Origin of the sequence: Methanosaeta sp. UBA356, from assembly GCF_002496465.1 — an archaeon.
In the GTDB taxonomy this organism is placed as follows: Archaea; Halobacteriota; Methanosarcinia; order Methanotrichales; family Methanotrichaceae; genus Methanothrix; species Methanothrix soehngenii.
This window is the reverse complement of the sequence record NZ_DAKC01000088.1, coordinates 45,076-65,849: the sequence shown is the minus strand read 5'-3', so window position 1 is coordinate 65,849 and position 20,774 is coordinate 45,076. Positions and strand designations below refer to the sequence as shown.

Below are 20,774 nucleotides of genomic sequence, written 5' to 3'. Positions count from 1 at the left end.
TCCTTTGCGCCTCAGATGGAGGATTCGTCTCGCCCGGACCTTCCGGGGCTCCCACCCGGGGAATGGCAGACATTCTGCCCACGGGAAGAAATTTCTACTCCGTCGATCCCCAGGCCATACCATCTCAGGCGGCCTGGAAGGTGGGCGTCGCCCAGGCAGACGCCCTGCTTGAGCGCTATCTGGAGGACGAGGGCTGCTATCCGGAATCCCTGGGAATGGTCATCTGGGGCAGTCCCACCATGCGAACCAAGGGAGACGACATTGCCGAGGTCCTCTGCCTCATGGGGGTTCGGCCGGTCTGGGAGGAGAGGAGCGGCAGAGTAACAGGGATAGAGCTCATTCCCATAGAGGAGCTGCAGCGTCCTCGGATAGACGTTATGCTGCGCATCAGCGGTTTTTTCAGGGATGCATTTCCAAATATCGTGCATCTTGTTGATAGAGCAGTAGAGCTGGTGGCAGAGCAGAAGGAGCCGCCGGAGCAGAACTTCCTGGCAAAGCATGTATCTGCAGACATTTCTGAGAAGACGGCCGCTGGAATCGACTTGGAGCAGGCCAAGACCCTAGCCTGCTACCGCATATTCGGCTGCCGCCCCGGAGCCTACGGTGCAGGCGTCTCAGATGCCATCGACTCCAAGAACTGGAAGGATGAGAAAGACCTGGCCGAGATCTACGTAAAATGGGGCGGTTATGCTTACGGTCGCAAAAACTTCGGAGCGACCGTTCCCGATGAGTTCCGAAGGCGCCTCAGCCGTCTCGACCTGACTGTCAAGAACGAGGACACCCGGGAGTACGACATGCTGGACGGCGATGATTTCTACTCCTATCATGGCGGGATGATCGCAGCGGTCAAGGCATTGAAAGGCGAGCTTCCCCGTTCGTACTGCGGCGACAGCTCAGATCCTGACAGGGTGAAGACCAGGAGCACTGTTGAGGAGACCAAGCATATCTTCCGGGCCCGCATCCTCAATCCCAAATGGATCGAGAGCATGAAGCGTCACGGTTACAAGGGCGCTGGCGACATATCCAGGATGGTGGACATCGCCTTCGGCTGGGATGCCACTGCCGAGGTTCTGGAGGACTGGATGTACGAGGAGCTGGCGAACAAGTACGCTCTGGACAGGGATATGCAGGAGTGGCTGAAAAAAGTGAACCCCCATGCTCTGCAGAACATCGCCGAGAGGCTGCTCGAGGCAGTGGAGAGGGGGATGTGGCAGGCAACTGAGGAGATGAAGGAGGAGCTTCGGGACGTCTATCTGGATATCGAGGGGTGGATCGAGGACGATCAACCACAAACCGATGCAAGTTCGGGAAGCTAAGAATTAAAACTGGTAAAATGCCCGAGGAAAGCCCCGGCCTTCTGGCTTTATCCGTAACAAGTGACTGCAACCTCCGCTGCCGCTACTGCTATGCCCGCGGCGGCGAGTCGAGCGCCTCGATGAACTGGATCACTGCCAGGCGGGCCATCGACGTGATGGCGGAATGCTTCGATGGCTTTAAGATCCAGTTCACAGGCGGCGAGCCCCTACTTAATCTCAACCTCATAGAGTGGGCGGTAGATTATCTCAGCGAGCTGGGCCTGCACGTTCCCTGCCAGGTTCAGACCAACGCCACCCTCATCACTTCCGATGTTGCCGGAAGGCTGAATGATCTTAAAATCGGAATAGGCGTGAGCCTGGATGGCCCTCCATCAGTGAACGATCGTATCCGACCCTTTTCCAGCGGACGTGGCGGCTCCGCCAAATCTGCACTGAATGGAATTATGGCCCTTAGAGAGGCAGGAATTCGGGTCGGCGCGACCTGTGTTCTCACCAGGGCCAATGCTGGGGCGCTTGCGGGGCTCGTGGAGCTGTGCAGCTACCTTGGCAACATTGAGGGAATCGCAATCGACTTCCTAAGGCAAGCGGGCCGGGGCGATAACTCAATGCAGCCAGATGCAGTCGTCGCTTCCAGAGGCATTGAGGCAGCCATAGAGCGTGCAGAAGGCCTGGCCCAAATGGGCGGAAGCCTGGTGCGATTCAGGGAACTGGAGAGAATGCGCAATACTGTAGAAGAAGGAAGAGAGAGGCTTCATCATTGCTACTTTGATGCCTGTCGGTCTGTTGTTGTAATGCCCGGCGGCGAGTCCTTTGCCTGTCCTTCCATGCTCCGTCCGGAGCTTCGGCTGGGTAATATTGAGGAGCCGGATTTCGCAAAGAGGCTGATAGGGCGAATGGTTTGGGCACGAAGATCTGTGCAGGACCCTCAGGAATGCCGGACCTGCCGGGATCGCTGGCTTTGCGGCGGGCCTTGCCTGGCACATTGTGTTCCTGAATCGAACTTGAGGGTGGAATGCGCCGTCAAGAGGGCCTTCATGAGGCACCTCAGATCATCCTCGCTGATCCCTCCCTCCACCATCAGCCTGCTAAAGACCCAGAGCAGTAGTGAGTAGCTGCAGTCATACTTCTCGTCAGTCTCATTTCGCTTCTCGGTCAGAAAGTTATGAATCCGCCACAGGCCTGCCGGCTCTCTGATTCCAGAGGCCATCCTGGGCACTCTCTCCGCGATGACCGTGCACTCACGCTCGTAGGCGGCCCGGTAGGCCCGGGCGCACAATCTCCTTATCGAGGCACCACTGGCGAAGGGCCCTCTTCATCTCTCCTTATTTTTCCAGCAATCTCTCAAGCGCGGTCTTTTCCAGCTTAAGCGAGGCCAACCTACACTCGACCTCAGCGATCTCCTTCTTGATCTTTCGGAGTTCGGTCCTGTTCTTGGCCTTGTTCAGGTACTCTTTCCCTAGCTCTTCGGCGATGTACTCCTCGAGCTGGCGTCTCAAGACCTTGATGTAAGGATTTCCATAGATGCTTCCCTCGCGGAACTCAAGCTTTCCTGCGTTGATTCCCTTGATTATGAACTCCCGGTCCACGCCATACTCCTTCTTTGCCGTCACATCGCTGAGGCTCGCGCCCTTTCGGTTCCATTCACCGTATTCCGCCATTTTACCCTCTGCTCTTTATTGCGATCTGTGCCTCAGCCTCGTTCGCCTCGGCGATTCCGGCGATCAGGACATCGAAGGAGTTTATGCATGCACAGATATTTGGATCTGCCGCCAGTGGCCGTTCTTCAGCAGCCGCATCCCGTTCAGCGTAACCAGCAGCGATGCGCCCAAATCATTAATAATTCGGCGTAAACCCTGCTGTCAACGATTACTATCAACCTGATTATCATGTACAGAAGCAGTTGTGGTTTCGAGTCGGTTAGGTTTTCGAAATTTCCCGAAACGCTTAAATACAATCTAATTTGTATTAAATCCAATTTTGTTTACTATGGAAGAATGGCATGATAGATAACAAATTCTGGGTTTTGATCTGCTTGGGCATCGTTCTGGAGGCCTATGTCTCTATCAAAGACTGAGGTGATGGGCGAATACCAGAGCTATATGGGCAAGAGGGCGCTCTTCTTCCTGATACTGCTGCTGGGGACCGCATTGCTGGCGAGCATGGCCGTCACCCTCGGTTCTGCAAGTCTCAGCATTAAGGAGGTCTATGTTGCCATCATGGCCAGGTTTCTTCCCGACTACTTTGAATCAACGTCATATGCAAACACCATCGTCTGGGGCCTCCGCCTCGATCGGATCCTCATGGGCATACTGTCAGGCATGGGATTGGCGATCGCAGGCGCAGCCATGCAGGGCATCTTGAAGAATCCACTGGCCAGCGAATTCACCCTGGGCGTATCTTCAGCAGCCGGCTTCGGTGCAGCCCTGGCCATAGTGCTCGGTGCCGGATTTGTGGGAGGAGAGTACCTGGTAATCGGCAATGCGTTCATCTTCACATTGATCGCATCCTTCACCGTCTACGGCCTTGCCAAGTACAAAGGCATAACTCCAGAAACTCTGATCCTGGCAGGAATCGCCATCATGTACCTGTTCAGTGCCATGACATCGTTTCTGCAGTATGTTGGACATGCAGAACAGGTGCAGGAGGTCGTTTTTTGGATGATGGGCTCCCTGGGCAAATCCTCCTGGGAAAAGGCCGGAATAATTTCAGCAATTCTGGCAGTCTGTCTACCTTATCTGATCATCAAGTCATGGGACATCAATGCCATGGGGGCAGGTGACGAGACTGCCAAGAGCCTGGGAGTGAACGTCGAGAGGACACGCGTTATCAGCATGGTGCTGGTCTCGCTCATAACTGCCAGCATAATCTGCTTTACTGGAACCATCGGCTTTGTGGGATTGGTGGCTCCTCATATCACCAGGATGATCATAGGGGGAGATCACCGGTTTCTTCTGCCGGGCTCGGCCCTGGTGGGCGCTCTGCTTCTCCTCGGTGCTGACACCCTTGCCAGGACGATCCTCGCGCCGGTAATACTTCCTGTGGGCATAATGACATCGTTTTTGGGTGTCCCGTTCTTCGTTTATCTCTTCATGAAAAGGAGGAAGGTGTTTTGGTAAATATCACTATAAAGAGCCTGACATTCGGCTACAATGGCTCCATGATCCTGGACAACCTCAATCTGGTGGTCGAGGATTCGGAAGTGCTGGGGCTGGTCGGCCCAAACGGCTCGGGCAAGACCACTCTGATCAAATGCATGGATAAAATACTCAAGCCCAAAGGAAGCATATTAATCGATGGCAGAGATATCGATACTGTAAGCAGAACTGAGCTTGCCAAACGCCTGGGGTATGTTCCTCAGTCCAGCTCGACTCCTCTGGCCACTACCGTTTTTGATACAGTTCTCATGGGCAGGAGGCCGCATATAAGCTGGCGCGTATCAGACTCCGATCTCGATAAGGTAGCAGATATCCTGGGGCTTTTGCATTTGGAATATTTGGCCATGAGGGACTTCTCCCAGCTATCCGGGGGTCAGAAGCAGAAGGTTCTGATTGCCAGGGCTCTGGCCCAGGAGCCGGAGGTGCTGCTACTGGATGAGCCCACCTCAAGTCTGGACATGAAACACCAGCTCGAGGTCATGGAGACGATATCGTCCCTGGTCAAAGAGAAGAAGATCTCTGCGGTCATGGCACTTCATGATCTGAATCTGGCCTCCATGTTCGTGGACAAGCTGGCGATCCTGAAAGGCGGAAAGATCTACGCAGCAGGAGAACCTATTGATCTTTTAAATGCCAAGAATATCCGGGATGTGTACGGAGTCGAGGCCGTGGTGATGAATAACCTCGACAGGCCGTACATCGTTCCTTTGCGATCACTTAACGAAGGCGTAGCATAAGGTGAAGAAATGCATCATATTAAAAGAAGGACCATTCCTTTTACATCCATTGTGGGTCAGGAGGACATGAAGTTTGCATTAATCCTGAATGCGATCAATCCGCGCATAGGCGGCGTGCTGATAAGAGGAGATAAAGGAACCGCTAAATCAACCGCTGTGCGAGCCCTGGCTGACCTCCTTGAGGATATTGTTGTGGTAGAGGACTGCCCTTTCAACTGCAATCCCAGAAATGTGGAGGAGATGTGCGACCTTTGCTTTGACAGGAGTCAGAGAGGCCAGATTAAAGAAGCTTCACGCAAGACCCCGGTGATCGACCTTCCCCTGGGTGCAACAGAGGATCGGGTTGTGGGATCGTTGAATGTAGAAAGGGCAATCAAAGAGGGAATCCGGGCCCTGGAGCCGGGAATTCTGGCTGCTGCCAACAGGGGTATACTGTACATCGACGAGGTGAATCTCCTGGATGATCACGTGGCAGACGTGCTGCTGGACTCCGCTGCCATGGGGGTGAACATCGTGGAACGCGAGGGCGTGTCCGTTGCCCATCCGTCTAAGTTTATCCTTGTGGGCACCATGAATCCCGAGGAGGGAGAGCTGAGACCGCAGCTGCTGGACAGATTCGGGCTGCAGGTAAATGTTGTCGGCATCGAGGATGTAGATCAGAGAATGCTGATTGCCAAGACGGCGGAACGGTTTGATGCCGACCCTGAGGGCTTCTCAAAAGAGCAGCAGGCTCTTCAGGATGGTCTTAAGGGGAAGATCTCTGCTGCCAGGGAGATCCTTGGCAGGGTGACTATGAGCGATGATCTTCTGAGAATCATAGCCTCTACCTGCATCGACCTGGGGGTCAAGACCCACAGGGCAGAGATAGTGATCTCCAGAACGGCCAAGACCATAGCTGCTTTTGAAGGAAGGACGGAGGCGAACCAGGAGGATGTGAAGAAGGCCATGGAGCTGGCGCTGGCTCACAGGATGAGGAGCAGGCCCTTTGAGCCGCCGACCCTTAACAAAGATAAGCTGGAAAAGTCCATGGAAAAGCAGCAGCAAGACCAGCAGCAACAAAAGCAAAAGCAACAGCCGCAAGAGCAGCAACCAAAGCAGCCTCCCCAGCAGAAAAAACAGGAGCAACAGCCCGAGAGTTCCGATCAACAGGAGGACTCTGATCAGGCTCAGGCAGCAATACCGCAAGAGCAGATCTTCGAGATCGGAGCGCCAATAGATGTGCGGCAGATCAATATGCCTCGAAAGAGGGACAAGATTTTTCGCAGAAAAACCAGTGGCAGGAGGATAAACACCCTTGCACTGCAAAACTCCGGAAGGTACCTGAGACAGAGGATGCCTAAAGAGGGAAAGGATATCGCCATCGATGCCACCATTCGTGCTGCAGCTCCATATCAAAAGGCCAGATCAGGACCCAATGCCATTAAAGTGAAGAGCGAGGACATTCGAGAGAAGGAGCGGGCGCGAAAGACGTCGGCCATGCTGCTCTTTGTGGTAGATGGCAGTGGCTCAATGGGTGCCATGCAGAGGATGGAGAGCGCCAAGGGAGCAGTCCTCTCCTTGCTCATGGAATCCTACCAGAAAAGGGACAAGATTGGGATGGTGGCCTTTAGGGGAACGGAGGCAGAGCTGATACTTCCTCCCTCTTCCAGCGTGGATCTGGCCTTAAGCAGGCTAAAGGAGCTACCCACGGGCGGCAAGACGCCGCTTTCTGCAGGTCTGTCCCGCGGATTGCAGCTGTTGCAGGGCGAGATGAGGAAAGATGCAGAGACAAAGCTCATGATGGTCCTCGTATCCGATGGCAGGGCCAATGTGGGAATGGGCGGAAAGATCAAAGACGAGCTGATGGAAATCTCGGAAAGGACAAAGCAGCTCGGAGTCCACACCATTGTCATAGATACCGAGGTGGTGGATTCGTCATTCATGGAGATGAGGCTCGGCTACTGCCGGGAGATCGCAGAGATGACCGGCGGAAAATATTATCCGATATCGGGCTTGAGCTCCGAGGCGCTCTACAGCATTGTGGATGGAGAGCAGAAGCTGCTCCTCGAGGCCAACACTTGATCTTTTGGGCGTTGTGATTGGGATGATAGAAATATCGAATCTAATTAAAGAGTACTCCGGAAAAAGGGTAGTTGATATCCAAAGCCTTCAGGTTGATCCCGGAGAGCTCTTCGGATTTCTGGGGCCGAATGGTGCCGGAAAGACTACTACAATCCGAATTCTCACCACGCTTACAAAGCCCACCTCCGGGAGAGCGCTCATCAACGGCTCTGATGTGGTCAGGGACCTATCCAAGGTAAAGCTGGAGTTCGGCATAGTTCAGCAGCACCTGAGCCTGAACAAAGACCTGACAATCGCTGAGAACTTGGAGCTTCATGCAAGGCTTCATCATCTGCCCAAAGCACAGAGAACGAAAAGGATATCTGAACTGCTCGATTATGTGGAGCTGTCCGAGCACGCAGACTATCTCATAGATGATGTCTCAGGCGGCATGAAGAGGAGAGCCATGATCGCCAGGGCTCTTATCCACAGGCCGAAGCTGCTAGTTCTGGATGAGCCGACGGTGGGATTGGATGCACAAACCCGTCGAAAGGTCTGGGATCTCATTCGAAAAATGAACTCAGATGGTACAACGGTCTTCTTAACCACCCACTATATCGAGGAGGCTGAGGCCTTATGCGAAAGAGTGGGCATCCTTCATAAAGGAAAGATGATTGCCATTGGGTCTCCTTTGGGTCTCCGCCAGAAGCTGGGAATGGTAGCAGTCGAGATGCAGACTAATGGAAACGGCACGCAGTATAGATATTTTCCCGATAGGTCGCTCGCTGCCCAGTTCGTTCAGGGACTGCCAGGAACCAATAAGCTGGCCATGCGAGAGTCGAACCTGGAGGATGTCTTTGTTGAACTGACCGGTCAGAAGGTCATGGAGAGTTAATATGGATGCTTATAACATACTTTGGGCGGACCTTGTGACCCTGAAGCGCCACTGGTCCAGATACCTCATCACCACTTTGATGAGCCCACTGCTTTATCTGGTGGCATTTGGCTGGGGACTGGGGCGAAGCATAAATCTCAATGGAACAAGCTATCTCGAGTTCGTGATACCGGGAATCATCGCTCTCACCGCCATGACCACCAGCTTCAACGGCGCAAGCACGAGGCTCAACGTCGATCGTCTCTACTACAAGAGCTTTGATGAATGTCTCATGGCCCCAATCGGACTGCCCTCCATGCTCATGGGAAAGGCGATGATCGGGGTGGTGAGGGGCTTAATGAGTTCCTTCGTATTTATCGCTGTAGCCTTTCTCATCGCACCTACCATTCATATCGGTTCGCCTTTTCTGGTTGGTCTTCTTCTGACCTGCCTTACATTCGCCTTTCTGGGAGTTCTGGCGGCTCTGCTGGCGAGGTCTCATGAGGACATGGCTACCTTCGCAAGCTTGATCTTGATGCCCATGACCTTTCTGGGCGGAACCTTCTTCTCTCTATCCCAGGTCCCATCCGGGCTGAAGTATGCTCTCTATGCTCTGCCGCTCACTCACTCCAGCCTGTTTCTGCGAGCCGCAGCCCTAGACCAGCCCCTGCCCTGGACCTCTTTGTTAATACTTCTGGTCTTCTTTGCAGCGTTTCTGGCGGGAGGGATGGTGGTCTTGAGGAGGATCAGCATTTAAAATCCATGCTATGCCGGTGAGGATATCAGGAATGATGCTGGCCGCTCTTATCGGGGATTACAGGACCCTGCTCCCGGCATCAGGGCTTTTCATGGCCCTGCTGCTATTGGGAGAGGACCGGGCGGTCAGGACCATCATGGCTCCGGCCAATTTTCCGGTGGATACGATGACCGCCTTCATGGGAGCGCCATTATTTCTGTATCTGTTCTGAAATTGGAGGGAGGAGTCTTGGTATAGATCACCCTTCTGATTTAACTGGGGCATCGGGATAGACCTGGTATATGTCCTCGATATCCATGTTTAAGTACTTCTGCAGCAGCTCTCCATGAACAGCTCTCGGATCGATATCCTGGAATAGATCGGGATGCAGCCACTTGGCATAATAGAGCATAGCAGCCATCTCGGACAGGCCGCTGGACATCTTAATGTCAGTGATATAGACCCGTCCCGTCTTGACTGCATCGATGCTCTCAAACCCAGGCAGGGAGATGATCTCCATTCGCTTGGCCTCCATCTCTTCGATGGTTGGTGTTGTGCCATCGTACTGCTCAGAGGTCATGGAGTAGATTATCACCTCTGGATCTTCCTCGATAACCCATTCCATATCGACATGAGGCACTTTAGTTTGCAGGTCAGCTGCTATATTTTTGCCCCCTGCCTCTGCTATCCTGACATGTCCCGTCGAATCCCGGTTGCCCGTCCAATCAAAGTGGCCCATGGACATGAAATAGACCGAAGGCCGATCTTCATCGGGCATCGTCCCCGTTCGATCCAGGATGGAATCATAGTATCCGGAGATGTCATTGGCCATATCTCGGGCATCCTCCTCCTCTCCTAGGATCCTGCCCAGGTCCTCGATCATCGGAATCAAGGCGTTGATGTGCAAAAGGCGGTATCTGAGCACAGGAATTCCATAGTCTGTCAGCTTTTGCTCGTCCTCCTCAGGGAAGAGGCCTCCTGTCTTGGCAATCACCAGATCGGGGTTCAGCTCGATTATCCTCTCCAGGTCTGCATTTCGACTGGACTTCCCGATGCTCTCTTTTTCCAGCAGTGCAGGGGGCATATCGCAGTCGTCGGTAACGGCAATTATCCGATCTGATTCTCCCAGAGCATAGATCACCTCTGCCGCTCCTGGGGATAGGCATATGATGCTGCTTGGATTGAAGGGCACAGTCACATTTCTGCCCTCTTCGTCGGTGATGGCGATCTTCTCCTCCTCCGCTGCCAATGCTGGTACAAGCATAACAGCAATTATGATCAATAAAGCGATTGTTCTCATCGGCCACCCTCTTGATATCTTCACTGCTTGACCTTTTTTGATTAAATTTTTTTGTCTTTTTTCAAGTATCATTGAATTCAATACAGGCTTAAATAGTATTTGGTCGGACCCATTGTAATGTATATTTGATTGCAGTCAAATTTGCTTAATCAAGTAAATTATAGTTTCGTTAAATTTTCTTAAATTAGTGATTTTTTGCTAATGGAACCACAAACTATTTCAATAGTGCGGTCATATATTGAATATGAGGTGTTTTGTATGCTGGATAAGTTTATGTCTGAACATTTATTTGGCAAGAGCATTGAGGTCTATTTCGGGGGAGATGAGAAGGAGAGGATGCGGGGCAAACTGGTGGGCAGCGCTGATGGAGTCATTGTTCTGGAGAATAATGATAGAAGGGATTATGTAAATGTGGAAAAGGTGGTCGCAGCCTGGGAGGTATGATCTGCAAGACCTTTCAACGGATTTCTGGTTGTACGCCGAGATTCAGATCAGAGCCCTAAAGAATAAAGCGCAAAGAACTGCCTTCTGCAATAGAAGCTAGAAGGGCCGTATTTTGCTTTTTTGGCGCTTTGAAGCCTTTTTTTAGATATATTCTCGCCCCGAGCAATTCATTTCTTCATGAGTCGATATCCATGGATTTGTGATGACAATGGCGGAGAAGAGCAACTTGCAAGCCAGCTCCTCCTCCGCATCCTTGATTTGAGTTGGCCTGGTACTTATTGCTCTGTTCGCCATCGGAAATGGGATTTCAAGGCTGGGTATTATGCAGAAGCAGATCGGTCTTATTCTAGCTGAGAGTGAAGAGCTTTTCATGATCCTTTCTGATCAATCCGGTTCGCAGGTTTCTTTCGCCTGCATCTCGATCACCAGAAAAGCAGAGAAGATATGAATGGCTCTTATCAGCGCCGGTATGGGGAACGGGCCTCTTGGCATGCCAAGATGCTGGCCGCCTGAATCTCCATCGCTGTATTTGTTCGATCCCATCTCCTCGACCATCTGACCGGCCAGAAGATCCCAATCAACAGCTTCATCCAGACCGGGCGGATCTCTTGCCAGTGTGCTATAATACTGGATAAAGCACTCTTCAAGGATGCTTTTCAATGTATTCTCCTCCAGCTGGCCGCTGTTTTTGAGGTAGCTGGCCAGTAGCAGGCTCAAGGAGAAGAGGTGCCTTCCTATGTGCGATTGCAGCCTCTGGGGCTGGATATCCTGATGAACCTCTAGATGCTCATAATCGGCTAGTCCGGATAGACGGAGGTTAGGATAACGGCATGATTCAAGCCACTTCTCCAGCCTGCCGGCGACCTTTCTCTGCCAGCAATAACCGTCGTCCTCCTCTGAGCCATCTCCTCTCCTATGATAGAGCGGCATCAATGAGGCATGAATCAAGCCCATGCCGGTCAATCGAGCCAGATCCCGCGCACAGACCAAGAGGCTCCGGCGCATCACCTGAATGGAGTGCTGCGGCTCATTGACATAGGCAAAGTACTCCCGGCCTGCAATATAGCCGATGGCATGGGGCTCGGCTGCGCATATCCCTTCTCTCAGGTGGCGGGGGATCTCTCTAATTCTATAGATTCCCTTCAGGGGACAGGGGAGTGTGCTCTCCACAGACAATCCCTGCAGACCGGGCAGCTTCTTCAGATACTCTTGCATGCAGATCTCATGTAGGAGTCGGCTCTCGTCTCCTGGATTGACGCACATCTTCAGGGCTAAAAATCCTCTATTTATTGGGGCGATGAGGGTTCTTCCCATTCTATGCGGCTGGCCGGCTTTATATTGGCGGATAATATCATTCAGGTTGATATCGATTATACCCGCTTTATCGAAAAATTCTGTAAGATTATAACCATGATATTCTATTTCCCTATCTATTTCTGCACTCCTTCTCCGGGCAAAATGAATCTCACTGCCCTGGCATAGGGCACTGGAGATGCCATCGAATCCCGTGTTCACCACCTGATAGGCGAGAGCTCCCTCGCGGATGATGTCGAAGCGGTAGAGGTCGGATATCGACTGCGGGGCTATATCGTGGCTGGCCAGCCAGGGAAATGGATCCCATCCAGGTGGAAGATGATCGATTGCTCTTCTGATGCGTAATGCCAAAACGAGGGCTGCATGCTGGCGCACGATAGTGGAGCCAAGATCGAGCCTGGATAGTAAAAAGGGGATGGCTTCATCTCCTATCTGCAGGATCGCCTTCTCCACCCGTTCGTCTCCCGAGCTGAGCAGCTTGAATAGCAGCTCCAGGTTCTCCAGGCGGCTATCAGGAACGCCAGCTATCTTTATCAGCGCCCGTGAGGCCATGCTTTTAACGTAATTGCTATTGCTGCTCAGCAGTCTTCCCAGCTCGTATGCAGCTCTGTCCGTCCTCATCCCGACCAGAGCGGAGACTGCCATATGCCTTACGATGGGATAATCGTCATCGAGAGCCTTGATCAGCACTTCCTCTGATAGAGGATCCTTCAACTGCCCCAAAGCTCTCACTGCTCTGTAACGAATGCGGTGGTCCAGGCTCCTGTCCAGGGCCATTCTCTCCAGGGCCGATCTTTCCAGAATAAACCCTTCCAGTACCGGTCTTTTCGGGACCAGTCTTTTCAGCGCTGGTCTCACCAGATCCTGTCTCTCCCGGTCTGGGCACTCCATTGTCGATCTCCTCAAGGGCGCCCCTTCCTGGTCGGTCTTCACAATATCGATCTCGTTAGACCTCTGAAGGAGCATCTATCAGATCATCCTGTTTATGAGCTTACCAGCGACCCATATAGCATGTTTGTAGCTGATGCGAATATATACTTAATTCTATTCCTGGGTTCAGGCTCTAAGGGTTCTGGTTTTGGCCAGCAGCTATATTTATTAACGCATTTATTAACCTATAAAAGCGTCCACCGCTGTGAGAGGTGAGCGCATTTTTACAAAGGAGGAGATCAAGATGGTCCAAGGGCGAGGAATTCCAAAGCCGGTAATATACAAAAACATGCCGGCGGTCTTTCAGAGAAGGGACGGAAAGTTCGAGATAAAGCTGCAGGTAACGGGTGGATTGCTCACTGCTCAGCAGGTGCAGAGGATTGGCGAGGTTGCTTCCAAGTACGGCTCGCGCGTCCATTTCACTGTGCGCCAGGAGGTTCTGATCCTGGGAATCCAGGAGGAGAATCTGGAACCCGCCCTGGCTGAGCTTAAAGAGGTGGGCTTGAATCCCGGATCGGCAGGCATGGTCTTTCGCAATGTGGTCTCATGTCTTGGCACCGATTACTGCTATAAAGCAGTGGCAGAGACCATCGGCCTGGCAAGGGAGATCGGCGACCGCTTCACCGGCGAGAAGACACCGGGGCCACTGAAGGTAGCCATCGGGGGCTGTGCATTCCCCTGCACCAGGCCGCAATTCAATGAGATCGGCCTGATGGGCAGAGTCCTGCCCCAGATCGACCTGGAGAAATGCACCGGCTGCGGCAAATGCGTTGAGGTCTGCAAGGTGGGAGCAACGAAGATAGTCGAGGAAAAGGCAATCATCGATTACGACAAGTGCGTCCGGTGTGGTCGGTGTGTGGCCGTTTGCCCCGAGGCGGCCAAGTACTCGGCAGAGAAGGGGTACATCATGCTCGTGGGCGGGAGAGGAAGCTGGCCACCTCATGAGGGCTGGGTCCTTTGCGATATGGTGCCTAGAGAAAGGATCATTCCTCTCATAGAGCGAATACTGCAGGTCTACAAGGAGGGGGCGAAGCCGGGCATGAGGATGAGGGAGTTCATAAACTCCATCGGCTTTGAGGAGTTCAAGAGAAGAGTCCTGAGCTAAAAGCTTGGCAAGAGCAAAAGGGTTGATCCTGAATGTCGAGAGAAGAGCCGGCCATACTGGTGGATGGACTTGTTAAGCGCTATGGAGAGCTGCTGGCAGTAGATCATATCAGCTTCCAGGTAACTGAGGGAGAGATCTACGGCTTTCTGGGCCCCAACGGCTCGGGAAAGACCACCACCATTCGCATGCTGGTCGGCCTCGCCCAGCCCGATGAGGGCAGTGCCAGCCTTCTGGGCTACCATCTTCCAGCTGGAATCAACCAGGCCAAGAGATACATGGGCGTGGTGCCGGATGTATCAAACCTCTACGATGAGCTGTCAGCTCTTGATAATCTCCTCTTCATGGCCCAGCTCTACGGTGTGCCGCATGAGGAGCAAAAGCCGAGGGCAGAGCAGCTACTTCGAGACTTCGGCCTTTATGAGAGAAGAAACGATCGGTTTTCTGCCTTCTCTCGGGGAATGAAGAGGGCTCTTACCATTGCTGCCGCCCTGATACACCAGCCCCGTCTACTCTTCTTGGATGAGCCTACCACCGGCCTGGATGCGGCCGCAGCCAGGTCCTTGCGTGCTCTCATCTCCGGATTGAGTGATAAGGGCCTGACCATCTTTCTCACCACGCACTATCTGGAGGAGGCAGACCTCCTATGCGATCGCATAGCCATACTGGTTCGGGGCAGGATCGTGAGGATCGATACCCCTGCCGGGCTCAAGCGCCTGGTGCAGACGGAGTCGCTGGTCGAGTTCACCTTCCGGGGAGATATCTTGCCCCTGGCAAAAGAGTTGGAAAGCAGACTGGGGAAGGCAAAGGCCGCCTTTTTGGACCCCCGCAGGATCCGGATTTACGGGGGCGATCCGGCCCAGATATTCGATACCATATTCCAGTTCTCAAGAGACATCGGCATCGGCATTGAGGCTGCATCTACCATCCGGCCCAGCCTGGAGGACGCCTTCATCAAAGTCGCTGGCCTTTCTCCTCAGGTTATGGCGGCAGAGAAGAGCCCTGGCAAGGGGAGGGGGTGAGGGCGGTGGCCTGGCAGGATGAGTTGCGAGGAATCTATCATATCGCCATCAAGGATATGAGAACCTATTACCTCAAGCCGCCAGCGCTGAGCTGGGGAATGGTCTTTCCACTAGCTTGGACCCTGGCCTTCTATCTGCGCAGCCCAGGGGACTTTGCCGAGCTGGTGCCAGGCCTGTTGGCCATGACCATCGTATTCAGCACTACGGCCGCTGAGGCCGTGGTCATCAACTTCGAGCTGCGTCTGGGCACCCTGGAGAGGCTGCTTTTAGCACCGATAGGCATAACCTCAGTCCTATTAGGAAAGGTGTTGGGCGGCTTTCTCTTCGGCCTCTTTACCACGGCGATCGTGGCAGCGGCATCTATTCTCTATATGGATCTTCATCCTGACATCCTGGGACTGACCATAATAGCAGTCCCATCTCTGATGGTCTTCTCCTCCATGGGGGCTCTCTTCAGCGTCTCTGTCAAGGAGGTATTTGAGGCTCAGACGTTGCTCAATCTTCCCAGATTCCTCATGGTCTTCCTCTGCGGGGTGGTGTATCCGATCTCCGCTCTGCCCGATGGGCTGCAGCTCTTGGCAAGGCTCCTGCCTCTGACATACACTGTGCAGGGACTGAGGATTTCTTTCTTTGAGCATGGGGATTCTCTTTTGTGGCAGGACTTTGCAGCCCTTCTCGTTTTTATGATTCTGTTTCTGCTTCCAGCAATCAGCCTGCTGCACAGGAGGTTTCGGTAGCAAAATGCAGAGCCTATTAATTGCGCGAATGAGGTGAATGAAATGATTAAGGTGGGCGTCATAAGATGTCAGCAGACTGAGGATATGTGTCCGGGGACGATGGACTTTGTGGTAGCATCAGAGGGGAAGATGGCTTTTGCGGATACGGGGCCGGTTGAGATCGTCGGCTTTCTTTCCTGCGGCGGATGTCCGGGAAAGAGAGCAGTTCCCAGGGCGAAGATGATGGTTGATCGGGGAGCAGAGGCGATAGTCATTGCCTCCTGCATCAGCAAGGGCAATCCGATCGGCTTTCCCTGCCCTCACTTCGAGGAGATCAAGGAGTGCATCGCTAAAAAGATCGGTCCTGAGGTGAAGATAATCGAGTGGACGCATTAGCAATGGGCACAATAGCAATGGAAGAATTAGGCCATCTCATTCTGTCACTTCTGAGGCCTGTCCCTCTTCCGGGCGGAGAGGGCCAGGAAGGCCCCTCTGCCATGCCCCTCTGTAAACGGCTCTGCGTCAACTGCACCCGTCTTTGAATTTTTAAATATGGTCTGACGGGTTAGAATATCATAGAAATCGAGATCCTTCAGCCAGCTCATGACCTCATCGGCAGAACGAAATCGGGCGAATTTGTAGAATTTGCTGGTGGTTTTCTTTCTATCATAATCCCTTCCCGCCGGGCTATCCCGGTCGATCATCCCTATTATGAGACTGCCGCCGGGCACAAGAGTCCTCTTCGCCTCCTGACAGGCAAGGAGGGGATCATCAAGAAAGCATACGGTGGTCACCATCAAGACGAAATCGAAGGACTCATCCCGAAAAGGAAGCGCTTCTGCCAGCGCATAGATGACCTCGATCCCCCTTGCTCTTGCCCTCTTCGCCATCGCCTGCGCGGGCTCCACACCGATCTTGATGCCCAGAGGAGCGGCGAATCTGCCTGTTCCCGCCCCAACCTCCAAGCCGGTTCCAGAAGATGGGATGAGCGATCTCAAGGCCTGGATCTCGGAAATGTAGGCGGCTGGGTTCTCATCATACCATTCATCATACTCTGCCGCATTTTCTTCAAAGACCTCTATGCTATCCATAATAGTATGAAGTATGGAATAGCTTTAACATTTGAGGCGGCAACAGTCCTTTGATGACGGATCTGGACTATCTGAGCCTAGCCTCGGCCATGCACCGCCTAACCGAGCCGGCGGTAAGTTCTGCCATATCTCTTCTCCCGCTGGTCCCTGGCAGCCGGGGGCTTGATGTCGCTTGTGGAAATGGAGATCACAGCCTGTGGCTCGCCAGGGCGGCAAAGCCAGATGGATGTGTATTTGGCATTGACATCTGCAAGGAGGGCTTGGTCAGGGCAATTGAATCCTCGAAGAGTGCAGGGCTGAAGGGCGAGCTGGCTTTCCTGCAGGGAGATGTGTGCTCCATACCCTTCCCCGATCATATCTTCGACTGGGTCTGGTGCGCCGACTGCCTGTGGCCCGGCCCCAGGTCGCAGGGATTCCTGGGAATGAATCCTTTACCAGCCCTGGAGGAGTTGGTGCGGGTGACAAGGCCCGGGGGAACAGTTGCCCTCCTCTTCTGGTCATCTCAAAAGCTCCTTCCTGGCCACCCTTTGCTGGAGGCCAGGCTTAATGCCACCCTTGTGGCATGCTATCCCTTCCAGGAGGGCTGGGACCCGAGAGCTCATATCCTCTCTGCCCCCCTCTGGATGAATGAGGCGGGATTAATGGATATCAGAGGCCGGACGTTCGTGGCCGATATTCAGGGGCCCCTAAGCGATCAGGCCCAGGATGATCTACAGCTGTGCTTTCAGATGCTATGGGGAAGGGCGGCGGAGGAGCTGCCTGAAAAGGAAAGAGAGAACTTTCGGGTTTTATGCTCGAATTGCTCAGCTGATTTCATCGCCGCTAACCAATACTACTATGGTTTTATCACCTACACCATATTCACAGGGCGGGTGGCGGCGGGCAGTTTGATTATTGCAAATTGAGATTTTAGTCGAAAACAGCGATTGTCTCCTTTGAGGATTCTATGGTGTGGCCAGCAATAGGTGGAATCGGATACCCCCACGGTATCCGGGCGACAATCCATTCCTCAAGATCAATGAAAAAGGCGATGCTAGTCACCCTTTTCTGTCTCCCCCTTCTCTGCAACACCACCAACATGTTTGGTCCGGTCATCGCTCCAGATGGGGCAGCAGCAGATGATATCGCCTCTTTCCAAACCCCCTTTACAGCAGCCTTGGACCAGCTCAATCCTTTTGGAGGAAACCTCCATTCGGTCCAGGCAGCAAATTGAAATATATTCTCGCCATAGATCTACTGTGGAAGGTAATATCCTCATCGCCCTGGCTCTGAGCCTCTTTGCCGGCCTGGCCACGGGAATAGGAAGTCTGATCTCTTATTTCATTCCCCGGCCAGACATGCGCTATCTCTCGCTGAGCCTGGGCTTTGCTGCCGGAGTGATGGTCTACGTGGGATTTGTGGACCTCTTCTGCAGCTCCAGGATCGTCCTGGGCTTCGGCTATGCCAATCTCTTCTTTCTGATGGGTTTGGTGCTGATCTATCTGCTCGACCACCTCATTCCCCATATTCACATGGATGGCCAGGTGGACTCCCAATGCGACAGGCTCTACCGGAGCGGGATCATGACCACCATCGGCATCGCCATCCATAACCTGCCTGAGGGAATGACTGTGGCCCTGGTCTCCCTGGCCGACCTGCGGCTGGGCGTGCCTGTGGCCATTGCCATAGCCATCCATAACATCCCTGAGGGCCTGGCCTGCAGCATTCCCCTTTACTGCGCCACATCCGACCGGAGGAAATCCTGTCTGATCTCCTTTGCTGCGGGAATGACTGAGCCCCTGGGAGCGGTTCTGGCCATCCTGATCCTCTATCCATTCCTAAACGACTGGCTACTGGCTGCCGCCACCTCAATGGTCGCGGGAATCATGGTATTCCTCAGCTTTGACGAGCTCATTCCCATAGCCAACCGATATGGTGGCGAGCATACCACAAACATAGGCCTTATCGCCGGGTTTTTGGTGATGATGGCGGGATTGGTCTTGATGGAATCACTATAAATCCTATTGGAATTATAATGAATACGAAAGGATGGAGAATGGAAATGAAACGGATATTCCTGTGCAGCCTATTTCTGCTGCTCCTGGCAGCCTCGAATTGGGCAAATGCGTCCGATCAGAATCTTTTGATTCCTGATGATGAGATATCGAACGGTGAGATAAATGAGAGTGCTTTGGTGCTGGCCCTGGCTGGAGAGCCATCCGGAGAGCTTACCCAGGCAGAGGTCGATGGCCTTCTATTTATGATTGAGGAGGAGAAGCTGGCGGGCGACGTCTATTCGGCACTGGATGAAATGTGGGATATGCGCGTCTTCGAGAACATCGGAAGGGCAGAGCTAACTCATCAGGCGGCGGTAAAAAGGCTTCTTGATAGGTATTCCCTGCCTGATCCCAGGATGGGAGAGGGCGAGTTTGCCAATGAAACCCTGCAGGATCTCTACAATGATCTATTGGCCAAGGGAAGCACTTCGGTCAGTGACGCCCTCATGGCGGGAGCGGCCATAGAGGAGATAGATATCCTCGATTTGGAGGAATATATGGCGCAAACGGATAAAGAGGACATACTTCTCGTGTATGCCAATTTATTGCGCGGATCGGAGAACCATCTCCGGGCATTTGTCAATAACCTGGAAAGGCAGAGGGTCGAGTACACTCCTCAGTACCTATCGGAGGAGGAGTACCGCAGCATAATGGAAGCCTGAAGCTACTGCAAAGGATCTATGGCATCTGGGCAAGCTAGCCGCGAAATAGATCCCGTCCAGGCCCCTTCCGTGCTGAGAGTAGCCCTCTACTCTCTGCTCTTCAACCTGGCCCTGGTGGCGGCCAAGCTCACTCTCTCCGCCCTATCCGGGAGCCTGGCCTTGCGAGCGGATGCCATTCACTCCACGGTGGATGTTATGGCCTCGCTGGCCCTGATCCTGGGGGTGAAGATCTCCGAGAGGAAGAGCGAAAGTTTTCCTCTGGGGCTTTATAAGGTGGAGAACCTGGCATCCATCGCCATATCCTTCTTGCTGTTTCTTACCGCTTATGAGATCGTCCTGGAGGCGGTGCGAGGGGAAGCTCTGCCCATCAATTATCAGGGATGGGTGCTCTATGCCGTGGCAGCGATAATTCCTCTTCCCTATCTATTCGGCAGCTTCCAGATCAAAGTTGGAGAGAGGACCGGATCGCCCAGCCTGATTGCCGATGGGGTGCAGCATAAGGCCGATGTCCTCACCTCCTCCCTGGTCTTCCTCGCTCTGATCGCTCAGAGCATCTCTCTTCCTTTGGACAGGATTGCGGCGGTGATAATCGCATTGGTGATCGTCAAGGAGGGTTGGGGAATTCTGGTCGACGGCATGCGGATCCTGCTGGATGCCTCAGTGGACGCACAGACTCTGAAGAGGATCCGGGCCCTGATTCTGGAGGCTCCTGAGGTTGTATCCATCAAAGAGCTGGTGGCCAGGAACTCCGGACGTTATCTCTTTGTCCAGGCCGATCTAATCCTAAGGCTGGTCGATCTGAAGAGGGCCCACCTGGCCAGCGAGAGGATCGAGTCAAGGATTAAAAGAGAGCTACCGCAGGTGGATCGGGTGCAGATTCATTATGAGCCCATTGTAGAGAGCCGGCGCAGATACGCGGCTCCTCTGGCAGATATGGGTGGAAGGCTGAGCAGGCATTTTGGTGAATCCAGTTATTTCGCCCTAGTAGAGATGGATTTTGAGGAGATGAAACTTGTCCGGCAAGAGATCATAGCCAATCCCCATAAGGATCTGAGCAAGGGCAAGGGCCTGAAGGTGGCCCAGTTCCTTCTAGGCTTCAAGCCAGATGTCGTCTTCTCTATAGAGGGCCTGGAGGGCAAAGGACCTGGCTATGCCTTTGCGGAAGCGGGTGTAGAGACGGTGCAGACGGATGCCGAAACCCTGGAGGAGCTGATGGCAGATCTATTGGAGGCGGAAAGGAATCGTACAAATCTTTAAATACAATATCGCATATAAGCGTAATTGCTCTTTCCATCTCAT

22 protein-coding genes and 1 pseudogene are annotated in these 20,774 nt (G+C 53.3%); 17 read left to right on the top strand and 6 right to left on the bottom strand.

Translation table 11 applies throughout. The features are described 5' to 3' along the window. The coding region (locus BP727_RS08175) for a cobaltochelatase subunit CobN (protein WP_286858246.1) at positions 1 to 1,316 on the top strand (1,316 nt) is incomplete at its 5' end. Between the two features lie 17 nt (positions 1,317 to 1,333). Continuing rightward, a pseudogene (locus BP727_RS08170) lies at positions 1,334 to 2,293 on the top strand (radical SAM protein); the annotation flags it as partial. Here the strand turns inward: BP727_RS08170 and BP727_RS13640 are convergent. Both BP727_RS13640 and BP727_RS08165 read right to left on the bottom strand, forming a co-directional pair. Beyond that, the gene (locus BP727_RS13640; protein ID WP_157863646.1) at positions 2,242 to 2,592 is read right to left on the bottom strand and encodes a hypothetical protein; all 351 of its coding nucleotides are present in this window, start codon (positions 2,590 to 2,592) and stop codon (positions 2,242 to 2,244) included. The pseudogene BP727_RS08170 and the gene BP727_RS13640 sit on opposite strands and share 52 nt — an antisense overlap. Before the next feature lie 46 nt (positions 2,593 to 2,638). Beyond that, positions 2,639 to 2,974 carry a hypothetical protein gene (locus BP727_RS08165; RefSeq protein ID WP_013718547.1) on the bottom strand — a complete coding sequence of 112 codons (336 nt, stop codon included), beginning with the start codon at positions 2,972 to 2,974 and terminating at the stop codon, positions 2,639 to 2,641. Positions 2,975 to 3,370: 396 nt separating this feature from the next. Here BP727_RS08165 and BP727_RS08160 point away from each other — a divergent pair, with 396 nt between their 5' ends. Genes BP727_RS08160 through BP727_RS08135 form a run of 6 tightly spaced genes read left to right on the top strand, consistent with a single transcriptional unit; the run spans position 3,371 to position 9,090 of the window. Continuing rightward, entirely contained in the window at positions 3,371 to 4,432 is a 1,062-nt protein-coding gene (locus tag BP727_RS08160; RefSeq protein WP_273279023.1) for a FecCD family ABC transporter permease, read from the top strand. After that, positions 4,426 to 5,208, top strand: coding sequence for an ABC transporter ATP-binding protein (locus tag BP727_RS08155; RefSeq protein ID WP_013718549.1), 783 nt, complete (start codon positions 4,426 to 4,428; stop codon positions 5,206 to 5,208). Before BP727_RS08160 ends, BP727_RS08155 begins: the two co-directional genes overlap by 7 nt. A gap of 9 nt (positions 5,209 to 5,217) precedes the next feature. Continuing rightward, positions 5,218 to 7,269, top strand: coding sequence for a putative cobaltochelatase (locus tag BP727_RS08150; RefSeq protein ID WP_286858243.1), 2,052 nt, complete (start codon positions 5,218 to 5,220; stop codon positions 7,267 to 7,269). A gap of 22 nt (positions 7,270 to 7,291) precedes the next feature. Further along, positions 7,292 to 8,143 (top strand): ABC transporter ATP-binding protein, encoded by an 852-nt coding sequence (locus BP727_RS08145; protein ID WP_048132839.1) that lies wholly within the window; start codon positions 7,292 to 7,294, stop codon positions 8,141 to 8,143. Between the two features lies 1 nt (position 8,144). After that, on the top strand, positions 8,145 to 8,879 hold the full coding sequence (locus BP727_RS08140) for an ABC transporter permease (protein ID WP_013718552.1): 735 nt from the start codon (positions 8,145 to 8,147) through the stop codon (positions 8,877 to 8,879). Between the two features lie 31 nt (positions 8,880 to 8,910). After that, the gene (locus BP727_RS08135) at positions 8,911 to 9,090 is read left to right on the top strand and encodes an iron chelate uptake ABC transporter family permease subunit (RefSeq protein WP_286858240.1); all 180 of its coding nucleotides are present in this window, start codon (positions 8,911 to 8,913) and stop codon (positions 9,088 to 9,090) included. 27 nt (positions 9,091 to 9,117) lie between these two features. Here the strand turns inward: BP727_RS08135 and BP727_RS08130 are convergent, their stop codons facing one another. Beyond that, on the bottom strand, positions 9,118 to 10,182 hold the full coding sequence (locus BP727_RS08130; RefSeq protein ID WP_286858238.1) for an ABC transporter substrate-binding protein: 1,065 nt from the start codon (positions 10,180 to 10,182) through the stop codon (positions 9,118 to 9,120). A gap of 234 nt (positions 10,183 to 10,416) precedes the next feature. On the opposite strand from BP727_RS08130, the gene BP727_RS08125 reads away from it, so the two are divergent. After that, complete coding sequence (locus BP727_RS08125) at positions 10,417 to 10,602, top strand: MM0924 family protein (RefSeq protein WP_013718555.1); 186 nt, start codon at positions 10,417 to 10,419, stop codon at positions 10,600 to 10,602. Positions 10,603 to 10,986: 384 nt separating this feature from the next. On the opposite strand, the gene BP727_RS08120 is transcribed toward BP727_RS08125, so the two are convergent. After that, positions 10,987 to 12,882 carry a HEAT repeat domain-containing protein gene (locus BP727_RS08120; RefSeq protein WP_286858235.1) on the bottom strand — a complete coding sequence of 632 codons (1,896 nt, stop codon included), beginning with the start codon at positions 12,880 to 12,882 and terminating at the stop codon, positions 10,987 to 10,989. A 208-nt stretch (positions 12,883 to 13,090) separates the two neighbouring features. On the opposite strand from BP727_RS08120, the gene BP727_RS08115 reads away from it, so the two are divergent. From BP727_RS08115 to BP727_RS08100, 4 genes are read left to right on the top strand one after another with little or no spacing between them, the layout of a single operon-like run. Continuing rightward, positions 13,091 to 13,951, top strand: coding sequence for a 4Fe-4S binding protein (locus BP727_RS08115; RefSeq protein ID WP_286858233.1), 861 nt, complete (start codon positions 13,091 to 13,093; stop codon positions 13,949 to 13,951). Between the two features lie 32 nt (positions 13,952 to 13,983). Then, positions 13,984 to 14,970: an ABC transporter ATP-binding protein gene (locus tag BP727_RS08110; protein ID WP_013718562.1), complete on the top strand. Its 987-nt coding sequence runs from the start codon at positions 13,984 to 13,986 to the stop codon at positions 14,968 to 14,970. 5 nt (positions 14,971 to 14,975) lie between these two features. After that, complete coding sequence (locus BP727_RS08105) at positions 14,976 to 15,707, top strand: ABC transporter permease (RefSeq protein WP_273279026.1); 732 nt, start codon at positions 14,976 to 14,978, stop codon at positions 15,705 to 15,707. Positions 15,708 to 15,749: 42 nt separating this feature from the next. Next, positions 15,750 to 16,082 (top strand): CGGC domain-containing protein, encoded by a 333-nt coding sequence (locus BP727_RS08100; RefSeq protein WP_013718564.1) that lies wholly within the window; start codon positions 15,750 to 15,752, stop codon positions 16,080 to 16,082. 44 nt (positions 16,083 to 16,126) lie between these two features. On the opposite strand, the gene BP727_RS08095 is transcribed toward BP727_RS08100, so the two are convergent. Then, the gene (locus tag BP727_RS08095) at positions 16,127 to 16,777 is read right to left on the bottom strand and encodes a class I SAM-dependent methyltransferase (protein ID WP_013718565.1); all 651 of its coding nucleotides are present in this window, start codon (positions 16,775 to 16,777) and stop codon (positions 16,127 to 16,129) included. 53 nt (positions 16,778 to 16,830) lie between these two features. Here BP727_RS08095 and BP727_RS08090 point away from each other — a divergent pair, with 53 nt between their 5' ends. Further along, positions 16,831 to 17,682, top strand: a complete 852-nt coding sequence (locus BP727_RS08090) for a class I SAM-dependent methyltransferase (RefSeq protein WP_286858231.1) — start codon at positions 16,831 to 16,833, stop codon at positions 17,680 to 17,682. Positions 17,683 to 17,686: 4 nt separating this feature from the next. On the opposite strand, the gene BP727_RS08085 is transcribed toward BP727_RS08090, so the two are convergent. Beyond that, on the bottom strand, positions 17,687 to 17,947 hold the full coding sequence (locus tag BP727_RS08085; RefSeq protein ID WP_162144971.1) for a hypothetical protein: 261 nt from the start codon (positions 17,945 to 17,947) through the stop codon (positions 17,687 to 17,689). Positions 17,948 to 18,015: 68 nt separating this feature from the next. Between BP727_RS08085 and zupT the strand changes: the two genes are divergently transcribed. From zupT to BP727_RS08070, 3 genes are read left to right on the top strand one after another with little or no spacing between them, the layout of a single operon-like run. Next, positions 18,016 to 18,774, top strand: a complete 759-nt coding sequence (gene zupT / locus BP727_RS08080) for a zinc transporter ZupT (protein ID WP_013718567.1) — start codon at positions 18,016 to 18,018, stop codon at positions 18,772 to 18,774. Between the two features lie 44 nt (positions 18,775 to 18,818). Beyond that, complete coding sequence (locus tag BP727_RS08075; protein WP_048131756.1) at positions 18,819 to 19,475, top strand: DUF2202 domain-containing protein; 657 nt, start codon at positions 18,819 to 18,821, stop codon at positions 19,473 to 19,475. A gap of 18 nt (positions 19,476 to 19,493) precedes the next feature. Then, positions 19,494 to 20,732 (top strand): cation diffusion facilitator family transporter, encoded by a 1,239-nt coding sequence (locus BP727_RS08070; RefSeq protein WP_286858227.1) that lies wholly within the window; start codon positions 19,494 to 19,496, stop codon positions 20,730 to 20,732. Positions 20,733 to 20,774 lie beyond the last annotated feature (42 nt).

Coding starts and splice junctions, on each gene's coding strand:
- BP727_RS08165 (WP_013718547.1), bottom strand. CDS start 2,974: ATGGCGGAATACGGTGAATGGAACCGAAAGGGCGCGAGCCTCAGCGAT.
- BP727_RS08160 (WP_273279023.1), top strand. CDS start 3,371: ATGTCTCTATCAAAGACTGAGGTGATGGGCGAATACCAGAGCTATATG.
- BP727_RS08150 (WP_286858243.1), top strand. CDS start 5,218: ATGCATCATATTAAAAGAAGGACCATTCCTTTTACATCCATTGTGGGT.
- BP727_RS08145 (WP_048132839.1), top strand. CDS start 7,292: ATGATAGAAATATCGAATCTAATTAAAGAGTACTCCGGAAAAAGGGTA.
- BP727_RS08140 (WP_013718552.1), top strand. CDS start 8,145: ATGGATGCTTATAACATACTTTGGGCGGACCTTGTGACCCTGAAGCGC.
- BP727_RS08135 (WP_286858240.1), top strand. CDS start 8,911: ATGATGCTGGCCGCTCTTATCGGGGATTACAGGACCCTGCTCCCGGCA.
- BP727_RS08125 (WP_013718555.1), top strand. CDS start 10,417: ATGCTGGATAAGTTTATGTCTGAACATTTATTTGGCAAGAGCATTGAG.
- BP727_RS08120 (WP_286858235.1), bottom strand. CDS start 12,882: ATGCTCCTTCAGAGGTCTAACGAGATCGATATTGTGAAGACCGACCAG.
- BP727_RS08115 (WP_286858233.1), top strand. CDS start 13,091: ATGGTCCAAGGGCGAGGAATTCCAAAGCCGGTAATATACAAAAACATG.
- BP727_RS08110 (WP_013718562.1), top strand. CDS start 13,984: ATGTCGAGAGAAGAGCCGGCCATACTGGTGGATGGACTTGTTAAGCGC.
- BP727_RS08100 (WP_013718564.1), top strand. CDS start 15,750: ATGATTAAGGTGGGCGTCATAAGATGTCAGCAGACTGAGGATATGTGT.
- BP727_RS08095 (WP_013718565.1), bottom strand. CDS start 16,777: ATGGATAGCATAGAGGTCTTTGAAGAAAATGCGGCAGAGTATGATGAA.
- BP727_RS08090 (WP_286858231.1), top strand. CDS start 16,831: ATGACGGATCTGGACTATCTGAGCCTAGCCTCGGCCATGCACCGCCTA.
- BP727_RS08075 (WP_048131756.1), top strand. CDS start 18,819: ATGAAACGGATATTCCTGTGCAGCCTATTTCTGCTGCTCCTGGCAGCC.
- BP727_RS08070 (WP_286858227.1), top strand. CDS start 19,494: ATGGCATCTGGGCAAGCTAGCCGCGAAATAGATCCCGTCCAGGCCCCT.